Below are 12052 nucleotides of genomic sequence, written 5' to 3'. Positions count from 1 at the left end.
GGGCAGCAGCAGTCCACCGCAACGCCCATCCCATTATTTGCACATGTCACGGGATGACAAGGGCGTGTGCACCGGCTACCGAACGCAGAATCCGACCAGCGGGCACGGGTCCATCACACCCGGCGCACGAGCACGCACTGCGCCACGTGGCCCGGCTGTCGGCCGGCCCACCCCTCGATCCCCGGCTGCGAACCACCGTCAACAGGAGGCCACACCGCTCAGCCGGCTTCGGGCGGGCGGGCTCGCCGGCCGAGGGCGCGGGTCTCCGGTTGGCGCGGTGGGGTGCGCTCCTCCCGCGGGGTCAGTGGCCGCTCCACGGGCACGCCCGCGGTCAGCTCCACCTCGTCGCCTTCGTGCAGCACGACCAGTGGCTCGCCGCGTAGCACCTCGTAGGTGGCCGTTCCCGCCTCCACGCTCACCCGGAGCAGGCGCCCTCGGAAGCACATGCGGAAACACAGCCGGCGCAACCTGCTCGGCAGTGCGGGCCGGAAGTTCAACACGGCGTCGACCTGCCTCAGGCCGCCGAAGCCCGCGACGATCGCGATCCAGGTGCCGGCCAGCGCCGCGAGGTGCAGGCCGTCGGCTGTGCTGTGCTCGAGGTCGCGCAGGTCCGCCAACGCCGACTCGGCGATGTAGTCGTGCGCGAGGTCGAGGTAGCCGACCTCGGCGGCGAGCACGGCCTGGTTGCTCGCGGACAACGAGGAGTCGCGCACCGTCAGCTGCTCGTAGTAGTCCATGTTCCGGGCCTTCTCCTCGTCGGTGAAGGCGTCCCCCCGCAGGAACATCGCGAGCACGAGGTCGGCCTGCTTCACGACCTGCTTGCGGTACAGCTGGAAGTACGGGTAGTGCGAGTGCAGCGGGTAGTGGTCCTCCGGGGTCCCGGCGAAGTCCCATCGGGGCTGGTCGGTGAACCCGGCGGCCTGCGGGTGCACGCCCAGATCCTGGTCATAGGGCACGAACATCGCGTCGGCGGCGTCGAGCCACGACGCGATCTCGTCGTCCCCGACGTCGAGAACCTCGGCGGCGTCACGGTGCTTCTGCGACCAGTTCGCGGCACCGCGCAGGTTCCGCTGCGCCATCAGGTTCGTGTAGACGTTGTCGTCGCTCAGGGCGCTGTACTCGTCCGGGCCCGTCACCCCGTAGATGTGGAACGCCCCGTCACGGCTGTGGTGTCCCAGCGACATCCACAGCCGCGCCGTCTCCACCAGCAGATCCAGCCCGGTCGTCCGCGAGAACTCCTCGTCCTCCGTGGAGTCGACGTAGCGGATCACCGCGTCGGCGATGTCGGCGTTCACGTGGAACGCGGCGGTGCCCGCCGGCCAGTAACCCGAGCACTCCTCGCCGGCGATGGTGCGCCACGGGAACGCGGCTCCGTGCAGGTCGAGCTGACGGGCGCGGGCACGGGCCTTGTCGAGGATGGCGTGGCGCCACCCCAGAGCGTGCCGGGTGACCTCGGGCCGGACGGCGGTCATCACCTGCAGCACGAAGGTCTCGGTGTCCCAGAACGCATGGCCCTCGTACCCGGTGCCGGTGAGCGCCTTGCCGGCGATCGCCCGGCCCTCCGCACGGACCGTGGCCTGCAGCAGGTGCCACAGCGCGAACCGGACGGCCTGCTGCAGCTCGTCGTCACCGTCGATCTCGACGTCGGCCGACTCCCAGAACTCGTCGAGCGTGCGCCGCTGCGCCGCGACCAGCTCGTCCCAGCCCGCGTGCCGCACCCCCGTGACCGCCGCCGCCACCTCGTCCCGCACGGCCGAGAGCGAGCGATCCTCGGACCAGGCGTAGCCCAGGTACTTGACCAGGGTGATCGCGTCGCCGTCCTCGAGCCGCCCGGTCACGGTGAAGCGGGCCGCGTCCTCCTCGCTCTCCGCGTGCACCTCGAAGTCCTGCGGGGCGTCGAGCTCGTGGTCGGCAGCAGCGCCGACGAGAAGACCGGACCGGCGCGCGCGGTGCACCAGGGTGAGCCGGGTCCCGGACGCCCGGTGCGCGCATCCGACCAGCGGGTGGTTCAGGAGATCATCAGGACTCGGGACGGGCGGCAGGTCGGGCAGCTGGGCGTTCGCGACGAGACCCGACTGCAGGACAACTTCCACCGGCGCGTCGACGGCCCGGACGCTGTAGCGGATCGCCGCCCCGCCGCGGTGCGTGAACGACACGAGCCGCTCGGACTCGATCTCCACGACCCGGTCGTCCGGGGTGCGCCACCGCGCTCGCCGCCGCAGCGTCCCGGCCCGGAGATCGAGCACCCGCTCGTGGTCGAGCAGCTCCCCGCTCCGCACGTCGAACGGGTGGCCGTCGACGAGCAACCGCACGAAGGTGCCGTCGATCGTGTTGACGAGCGTCTGCGTCGACTCGGGGTCCCCCGCGCCCGTCTCGGGGAACTCGAACGTGCGAGCCTCGTAGAACCCGGCGAGGTAGCTCCCTCGCTGCGCGACGGGCTCACCCTCGTCAAGCGTGCCGCGCAGTCCGAGACAGCCGTTGGACAGCGCGAAGACGGTCTCGGTGTCGGCGAGCACATCGAGCCGCAGCTCCGGCTCCCGCACGCACCAGGGCTCGACGGTGTACGCATCCTTCTCGGGCACACCGGACCGTTCCCCACGGCCGGGCAATTCATGCCCGTACGAGCGATTCGACACAACGCAGCGTGCCCCGGATCGTCGCCCATGGGGATTCGCCTACCCCGCCGGGGCTCCCGAACGCACTGCCCTCAGCCGCGCCGATTCCAGGGTCAGGGTCACGATCCCCGCCACCAGCAGCACTCCGGCCACCGCGACCAGCACGAGCGCGATGCCGGCCTCCGTCGGCCGACCGTTGCCGACCGCCTCGATCAGCGCGGTCGCGGCGACCACACCGATGCCGCCGACGCAGATCATCACGGTCAACAACACCCCCGAGCCCTCGGCGGAGCGCCGGGCAGGAAGCACGTTCTGCACGGCGATCTGGCCGAGCGAGTAGCCCATGCCCGTGGTGACGCCGCAGAGCCCGAGCGCGACGACGTAGAGCGGCAACGGCCCGACAACCGCCAGCAGCACGAGTGCGGGCGCGCAGAGCAGCACCGCCACACCCATCACGATCCCGGCGGGACAGCGGCTGCTCAGCCGGCCGGCCAGTGGCCCGCACGAGGCGAGCCCGATCGAGGACACCACGAAGAACAGCCCCGCAGCGGCGGCGGAAAGCCCGCGCACGTCCTGCAGCTCCAGCGTGGCACTGACGACGTAGACGACTGCGCCGACGTTCGCGAGCGTCCCGGCCACGGTGAGCACCACGAACAGCTGGTTGTTCATGAGCGACGGCCGGACGAGCGGGCTCGCGGCCCTCGCCTCCACCATCCCGAACGCCAGCAGGAGCGCCACCCCGACGACCAGCGGAACGAGGGTCACCGCGCTCGTCCACCCCTGCGTCCCGACATCATCGATCGCGATGCTCACGAGAGCCAGCCCCCCGACGACCGTGGCGGCACCCCACCAGTCGAGCCCGGCAAGCGTCCGCGGCCCCGCCTCGTCCCGGGAGTTGGTGAGCCGCACACCACCCCAAATCGCCAACGCCGCGATGGGCACGTTGAGCAGGAACACCCAGCGCCACCCGGCGGTCGAGGCGAGCACCCCGCCCACCACCGGCCCCAGCGCGGTGCCGACACCCGCGATCCCCAGCAGCGCCCCCGTGACGCGCGGCCGAACTTCCTCACTCGTGGCGTTGGTGACCAGCGCGAATGCCGTGGGCATGATCATGGCCGCACCCGCGCCCTGGGCGATGCGGGCGGCGATCAGCACCGGAACCGAGGACGCGAGCCCGCAGACCAGCGACGTCAGCCCGAAGAGCCCGACGCCGAGCAGCAGCACCGTGCGCCGACCCAGGACGTCACCGGCCCGGCCGCCGGGGATGAGCAGCGAGCCCAACGCGATCATGTAGCCGCTCAGGAGCCACTGCAGGTCGGTGACCGTCGTGCCGAGGTCGTCGGCGATGGTGGGCAGGGCCAGAGTGAGAGAGAAGAAGTCGAGCTGGACGCAGAACAGCGCCGCCCCGACGGGCAGGAACGGCGCGGTCTGGCGCAGGGTGCTTCCGGTCGCGGTCATGCCCCACCGCCCCTTGTATCCCCCCGAGGTCGCCGTTCGAGCTTCGGAAGCTAACAGCGGCTCAGCGGACGCGCGCCCTGCAATCGGGCGGTCGACGGGCAGCGCGGAACCGTGCGCGTCGAACTCCGGGCCGGTCAGCCCGGAGTGACCATCGCCCCGTCGAACCGCAACCGACCGGACCGGACCCCCAGTTCCAGTGCGGCGTCCATGCGTTCGGTCGCCCCGCGGGTCCGCCTCCGCCACCCGAACACGGCCAGCACCTCGCGGTGCAACTCCTCGCGCGGCATCCCGGCCGCAGCTCTCGTCACCGGCACCATCGCGTTGACGATCTCGCGCAGCGGCACGTGTTCGAGCGGGCGGTCCACCCCCTCGGGGGTGGTGCGGAACCCCTCCCACTCCTCCGGCACCCGGGCGTCGGGCCAGATGACGGACTCCACGCTGTCCCGCCGCAGTGCTCGCGGCAGGTGGCGCAGGATCGCTGTCTTCCGTGTCTCCGCGACGCGCCTGAGCCCGAACCCGTTCGCCACGAGCTGCGCCAGCCTGTCCGTGTGGATCGGCCCCTCCGCGTCCACGACCGCTGTGAGGGCCGCGGAAACCGCCAACGCCGCCGAGCGCTCGGGAAGAGCATCCAGGACGTCGACGCTCCCGAGGTGGCGCACCCGCCACGGGACGAACACCTCGGGCGCTGTGGGCCATGCGACATCGACGCGCGGGGGCTCCACGGTCACAGCGGAGGCGATGAGCGGCACAGCCGGCGACTCGTCGACCTGGACCGGTACCACCGGTGGCTGCATCTCGCCGACCGGCGCCGCGGGTCGCTCCGCCTCCAGGGCAGCGGCCACGAGCCGGTCGATCACCGCGTCCGGAACGGCGAGCCACGTCGGTAGCCACACCCGCTCGACGGACGGCCAGCGCAGCACGTCGGTCAGGACCTCACGCGGGAGCGCGTCGCGGTCGCGCACGGTGAGGCGCTGGGACCACGCGCGTCCGTCGAGCAGGACGGCGACGCGTGGCTTGTCCGGGTCGCCCAGCACGAGATCGATCGCGAACTCCGACAGCCCGACGTTCGTCCGCACCTCCACGCCTCGCTCCCGCAGCCGGGAGGCGATCTCCTCGCGGTGCCGGTCGGGAACGGTGGCGCGCTGCGCGCTCCGTGGCAGCACCGACGGACCGTGCGCCGCCATCTCGAGGTAGGTGCGCAGGTGCCTCAGGCCGACCGACGACGTCTCCTCCGTGCGTAGCTGCCCGGGAGCGAAGCTCGAGAAGACGATCACCTGGCGGCGGGCGCGGGACACCGCGACGTTCAGGCGACGCTCGCCGCCTGCCCGGTTGAGCGGGCCGAAGTTCAGCGGCAGCACGCCCTTGTCGTTGACGCTGAACGCGGTCGAGAAGAGGATCACGTCCCGCTCGTCGCCCTGCACGTTCTCGAGGTTCTTGACGAAGAGACCGTCCGGGTCCTCCAGCGCGTCGATCACCCGCTGGTCGCCGGTGTCCCGCAGCAGACCCTCGATGAGCGTGCGCTGCTGCTGGTTGAACGTCACCACGCCGAGGGAGGGCGACGCGTCCGGTGATGCGGCGAAGCGTTGCCAGATCTCCGTGACGACCGCTTCGGCCTCGACCGGGTTGGTCCGCAACGTCGCGCGGGGGCCCGAACGGTGGAAGTGGCCGTCCACCCGTCTCAGCGAGATGCCGGTATCACCCGTCGCCGGCGCCGGGAACGAGGAGAGCCCACCGTCGTAGTAGTGGTGGTTGCTGAACGCGATGAGTGACTCGTCCTGGCTGCGGTAGTGCCACGACAACCTCTGGCGCTCCACCCGCGCCTGAACGCATTCGCTGAGGATCGACTCCTCGTCCTCCACCACATCTGTGGAGCTCTCGCCGTCGAGGTCGTCCGAGCCGAAGCTGCTCTCCGCGAACGACGTCGGTGGCATCTGCATGCTGTCGCCGACGATCACCACCGACCGGGCTCGCCCCATGGCACCGATGGCATCGGCGACGCGCACCTGCGAGGCCTCGTCGAACACCACGATGTCGAACAGGCCCGCGGTCGCGGGGAAGAACCGGGAGAGGGAATCCGGACTCACCAGCACGCAGGGCAGTGCGCGGGTGATCACCTCGCCGAAGGTGCTCATCAGCTCGCGCACCTTCATCCCGCCGCGCCTGGTGGTCAGCTGACGCTGCAGCTGGCCGACCTGGCCACCGGCGGCCTGAGGGTTGAAGCCTCGGGTCGAGAGCACCTGCCGCGGGACGACGGTGGCGAGGTGGTTCCGCACTGCGCGGGACGCGGTGACGAACCGCGCGATCGAACGTTCGTGGGCTCCGGCGTCGAAGCTCTCGAGCCCCGTCGTCCGGAGCCGTTCGGCGATCGAGGCCCGAGCCAGCCCCAGCTCGAACGACCGCCGTGCGTCGTCCGGGTCGAGCGATCCGGCGAGCACCGCAGCCCGGGCTTCGCCGAGGTGCTGCGCCCGCAGCGGCTCGAGGTGGGCGAGCAGGTCGAGCCAGCACCGCAGCGAACCGAGCTGCGGGTCGGCGAGGCCGCGTTCCGCCGCCGTGAGCTGCCAACGACCCAGCAGACCAGGCAGGCCTGCCCACTCGGCAACCGCAGACGGTGTGCTGCAGCAGACCTGCAGCAGCACCTCCGCGGCTGCGGCGGCCTCGTGAACGGGTCGCGGATCGGCGTCGACCCCGCCGTCGAGAACCTCCCGCAGCGCCTGGACGAACAGCGCCCGTTCCGGGGTGGACTCCGCCGGATCGACCAGGTGGCCGGCCCGGCGCACCCGGTCGATCCGAGCCGTGAGCGCGACGCGCCCCAGCTCGGTGAAGGGGCTCCAGGCGGCCGGAAGCTGCAGACCCGGGATCGCGTCGATCTTCGCGGCCAGCGCCTGAACGGCTCGTTCGAGATCGACGAGCTTGCCGGTCAGCTCGGTGAGTCGTTTCGGTTTGAGGACCGCGCCGGGGCGCAGCACCGGGACGAGCCGGTCGCGCACGGAGACGAGGCGCTTCTTCCGGCCGAAGAAGCCGGATGCAGCTGCCGCCCTGGCCTCCGCGTCGATCTCGGTGATCGGCAGGCCGAGGACGTCGGGAGTGACGACGTCCAGTCCCGGATGAGGCGCCGCAGCGAATTCTGCGACCTCGTTCACGATCGCGACGACCGGATCTGCCCATGTGCGTGAGCGCGACGCGTCGAGCACCTGCAGCGGGAGCGCGAGGTCGACCAGTTCGGCGAGAACGGCGAGATCCGCCGGCACCCGGACCGCTGCCGACGCCGGATCGAGGACGCCGGGCAGCGCGAGTACGGCTGCATCGAACCGTCGGGCGGCGACGTGAACCGCGGTGACGTCGATCCCCGCCACGGAGTCGATGAACGCCCACGGGTGCTCAGGCCGGGGCCGTGCAGCGTCCGCGAGGTCGGGCAGGGTGCTGAACAGCTGCCGCAGCCGCGCCACGGCGTCCGGAGCACCTCCGGCCAGCACGGACTCGGGCACCGGCATCGGCGCGACGTCGTCACCGATCGCGAGCTCTGCGCCGCGCGCCTCGTACAGGGCCAGGCCGGCGCCGTTGCGCTCATGCAGCCGGTAGGCGTAGCGCGTGAGGCCGCGGCGCGCGGAACGTAGCTCCTCGACCTTGATGGAGTGGTCCTGGGTATCCGCGTCGACCACGTGGTCGAGCGCTTTCTTGATCTGTTCGCGAACGGCTGCCGGCTTGCTGCCCTTGTCGTGCAGGTCGAGCGACAACGGTCCCATGCCGACCGCGTCGAGCCGCTTCTGCACGACGTCGAGCGCCGCCCGCTTCTCCGCGACGAACAGGACGCGCTTGCCCTCCGCGACCGCATGCGTCAGCAGGTTCGTGATGGTCTGCGACTTGCCGGTGCCGGGCGGCCCTTCCAGGACGAACGTGCGGCCGGCCGTGGCTTCCGCGATCGCCCGCAGCTGAGAGGCGTCGGCGGGAACGGGGCAAAGCTCGTCGAGACCGTCGAGGTCGTGGGCGACCGACGCATCCACGGGGTCGACGAACGCATCGGTCGGCGTCCGCATCAGGTGCGCGACGAGCGGGTTCTCCTCGAACGTCGCCCAGTTCTCGTCGAGGTCCTTCCACAGCCGGAACTTGGCGAACTGCAGCACGGCGAGGTCTGCCGTCGGCTCGACGCGGAACCGCAGCCCGCGTGCGTCGATCGCACGGCGCGTCGCCCGGAACGCGGCCTCGACGTCGATGCCCGAGTCGTCCGCGACCGGATCCGCGAGCCCGGGGATGTCGAGCCCGTGCACCTGCCGCAGCTTCTCCACGAGGCAGTAGTTCGGGGTCGACGAGCCCGCCTCGTCGACGGAGAGCCGGTAGCGTCCGCCGCGGCCGGCCGGCGTGAGCACGACCGGCACCAGGATCAGCGGGGAGCGAAGCGTGCGCCCGTCCAGGTCCCACACGAGTGAGCCGAGAGCCAGGTAGAGGTTGTTGGCGCCGGTCTCCTCGATGACCGTCCGCGCCTTGTAGGCCAGGCTGCGCAGGCGCGACGCGTATGCGGCGTCGGTGACGTCGACGTGGACGGTTCGTTTCTCCTCCAGCAGGTCGACAAGCTGCGCCTGCGGCAGGTCGCGTCCGTGGCGAACGCCCCGCTCCCGATCGACTGCCGCGAGATCGTCCGCCGGGCGCAGGGTGATCGAGGTGTCCCGGTTGAGGAGGTCCTCGACCAGCCCGAGCCGCCGGTCCGGCACGGCCAGCGACAACGCCGAGCGCGGGGTGAAGTTGATGAGGCGGTTGCGCAGGCTGAGATCGAGCAGGGCGTTCTTCCAGGTGGTGACCCGCCCGGGTTCGCGGACCCGCCCGGGCACCACCCGGCCCGGACCGGCGTCCGGTGCGGATCCGGCGGCGCTCACCGCCGCGGGGACGTACGTGGTGACGACCACCTGCCCGTCGTCGTCACGGGTGCGCGCCGGCAGCGGAACGATGCGGTCGACCCGCGCCTGGTGGACGTCGACGACGCCGATGACGTTCCCGAGATCGCCGGCCAGGTGGGCCCCGTACGGCGTCTGCTGCGCCTCGGCGAACGGGACGGCGTCGGGGCGCAGCGTGAGCGCCGTGGTCTCGACGAGGCCGATCTGCCCCAGGTCGATCCGGTTGACCACACCGGCCGTGTCGAACTCCGCCACCGTGCCGAGGGACGTCGCCTCGCGCCAGTAGCCGAGGAAGGCATGGCCGTCGACCACCCAGATGAGCGGCCGCACGCCGGCCTGCTCCAGTGCAGCGGCCATCACGACCACGAGGTCCAGGCAGGTCCCGACGCGGTCGTCGAGCACCTCGCCCGGAGTCCGCACCTTCTGCCCGATGTCGGCCCAGCTCGCGGCGGGCTCGGCATAGCGGATGCCGCGCGCCTGCATCGCCGTGTACACCGCGGCCACGATCTGGTCCACGCGCTCCGAACCGGCCTGGTAGCCCTCGAGAGACGGGCTGCCCGTACCGGCCTGCAGATGCTCGGCGACGTCCTGCATCAGGGCCGTAACCGCCGGGTGGTTCGGCATGACGTGCGCAGCGAGCATCTCCAGCGCGAGCGCGGGCGGGGCGGCGAGCCACTGCTGGGCGGCCAGCACCCACGTGCGGAAGACCTGCTCGGCGCGCACCTCGCCATCGATCGCGAGGTGGGCCCAGATGGTGGCCGGCCGCTGCTCCTCCACCTGCAACATCGCGGCCGGCTCGAGCAGCAGCGTGATGTCGGTCAGGACCGTGGGCCGACCGGCCTGCAGATCGAGCAGGATCTCCTGGGCGTCACCGATCGGCCCGGTGGCATCGGCAACCGCCAGCGTGAGCCGGGCGGCCTGGACGTCGGTGGGGACGTGGTCGATGACCAGGCGGGAGATCACCGGGATCTCGTTGTGGGCCATCGCGTAGCTGAGGACCGACCGGGCTTCGAGGGTGATGGAGATCGGTTGTGCTGGCTGTCCTGAGGTCACCCTCGCTCCTTGCTCACTGCTGTACTTCGACGGATCAGTACCTACCGTCACACACGCTCCCGCTCGGGGATCGGACGCGTACCGGCGGCATCGAGCGGATCCCGCTCCAGCGCCACTGCGTTCCCCCCTCGGACGGACCACCGTATGGCCCGTCCGATTCATCGACTGCTGCGCTCGCGTCGTCACACGGCCGGCTCCTGATCACACGAACGGGCGAGTGACCGGCTTGGCACGGCCGCTCGCCTGAAGTGACGCCGTGATCCGACAGGCGTTGAGCGGATCGCCCGGCAGGCCCGGTCCCCTGCGCCGACCCGGCCTGATCAGCTCCCCGGTCCCCGCAGCCACGCCTCCTCGAGGAGCGCGACAACCTCCTCGTCCCCGCGCCTCCTGAACGCACTGAGGATCCGACGCGGCTTGGCCTCGCCGTCCAGACCGGCCGCTTCGGCGAGGATCGGGGTGGCGTCCCCCATCACCGGCCCGGCGCCGACGAGCCGGAGCGCCCCACGGATCGGATCGCTGCCGGTCACGGGTGCCGGGACGACGTCGAAGTCACCGTCCGGGCCGAATCGGAGAAACACGGTGTCGCCTTCGTCCGCGCCCAGTTTCTCCAGGAATCGGCGGATCGTCGCGAGGCCCGGCTGCGTCCCGGTCCAGCGCACGGCCTGCGGGCCCAGACGGGAGTCGAGTGTGACCGTCTCGCCCGGGACGCAACCGGCCACCGTCGCGACCCCGTTGGGTACCGAAAGTCCTGCGCCGCGCAGATGATCGTGATTGACGACCAGACGGAAGAACCACGACTTCCCGACGCGATACAGCCGCTTCGTGTCTTCCGGCCGCTTGCGCGGAACAGCACGGGTCGCGCGCTTCCTGACCATTCCCGCGCGCAGTTCGTACTCGCCGCTCGAGGCGTAGGTCTGCACGCTGTTCGGGGAGACGTCGAACCGGGCGCACAGATCGTCGACGAGTGCCTGCAACTCGATCTCGCCGCCGGCCTTCTGCAGCACGCGTGCGATCTCGGCTCGGAGGCCGCTGTACTGCGCGTGCCCCCAGCCGGCCAGCGCCCAGGCCGCCTTGTCGGTGCGGACGAACCGGTCGTCCTCGTTGAGGCGGTTCGCGAGGCTGCGGATGTTGAGTTCCCGCTCTGTTCGCGAGGCGATCTCCTCGAGTCCGAGCGGTTCACCTGCGATCGAGAGCACTGCGGCCGCGTGGTCGTCCATGGAGCGGGTCCGGGTCAGGACCCACCCGTCGGCGAGGACGACTCCGCACCACTTCAGCCACGCCTCGAGCTCCGACACCGGCAGTGTCAGCACGGCGGTGACCGCCGTCAGCTCGACCACGCCGTGGTCGTCCACGAGGTCGTCCAGGGCGGCGAGCGTGCGAGCCTTCGCGGTCCGGACGTCCGGCGCTGCCGCCCATCCGTCGACCACCTCGAAGGCGTCGTCGAGCTTGTCGAGCACCAGCCACAGCGGCTGGTCCGTTCCGGGCACGGTGCGGTCGAGCTCGGGCATGCGTTCGCGGAGGCGTTCCAACGGAGCGATCGGCTGGATCTCCACACGCATGGCGGCCATGAATGCGCTGACGCTCGTGTCCGGGCCGAAGGCGGTGGCGAGGTGGTCCTTGAGCTTCTTCTCGATCTGCCGGATCCGCTCGCGGGTGACGCCGTACCGGGAGCCCAGCTCGTCGAGGGTCGACGGCTTGTCGGCCAGATGGCGATCTCGCAGCAAGGCGGTCTGCCGGTCGTCGAGGCCTGCGATGACCGCAGCCAACTCGTCCACGGGGTCGGAGATGGTGATCTCGGGCAGCAGGTCGCGGGCGGTGAGACTGTTCAGACGGGAGGCCGCCTCCTGCGTGTCCTCCGAGCTGCCGTCCTCGATCTCCACGTGGAACAGCGGCTCGTCGGCCCGCCCCCGGATGAAGCGCCACTTCGCGAGAGCCAGCAGATCGCGGTGCATGTGCTCAGCGGCGGCAAGGTCCGCACCGCTCGTCGCGTTCATGGGGCTCCTCTTCGAAGGCACGCTCGTGCCGCGGGAGGAAAACCCT

General features: G+C 71.2%; 4 protein-coding genes. All 4 read right to left on the bottom strand.

Features of this window, described 5'->3' with window-relative positions:
* Positions 1-218 precede the first annotated feature (218 nt).
* Positions 219-2582, bottom strand: coding sequence for a glycoside hydrolase family 65 protein (locus AC5L35_RS18735; protein ID WP_495060936.1), 2364 nt, complete (start codon positions 2580-2582; stop codon positions 219-221).
* Between the two features lie 93 nt (positions 2583-2675).
* Positions 2676-4073, bottom strand: a complete 1398-nt coding sequence (locus AC5L35_RS18730) for an MFS transporter (RefSeq protein ID WP_495060935.1) — start codon at positions 4071-4073, stop codon at positions 2676-2678.
* Between the two features lie 134 nt (positions 4074-4207).
* Positions 4208-10012 (bottom strand): anti-phage protein ProA, encoded by a 5805-nt coding sequence (proA, locus tag AC5L35_RS18725; protein ID WP_495060934.1) that lies wholly within the window; start codon positions 10010-10012, stop codon positions 4208-4210.
* Positions 10013-10332: 320 nt separating this feature from the next.
* Positions 10333-12006: a sigma factor-like helix-turn-helix DNA-binding protein gene (locus AC5L35_RS18720; protein WP_495060933.1), complete on the bottom strand. Its 1674-nt coding sequence runs from the start codon at positions 12004-12006 to the stop codon at positions 10333-10335.
* Positions 12007-12052 lie beyond the last annotated feature (46 nt).

Source organism: Pseudonocardia sp. OZ21 (assembly GCF_059359135.1).
The sequence above is the reverse complement of the archived record's forward strand: the minus strand, read 5'-3'. Positions and strand labels throughout refer to the sequence as shown.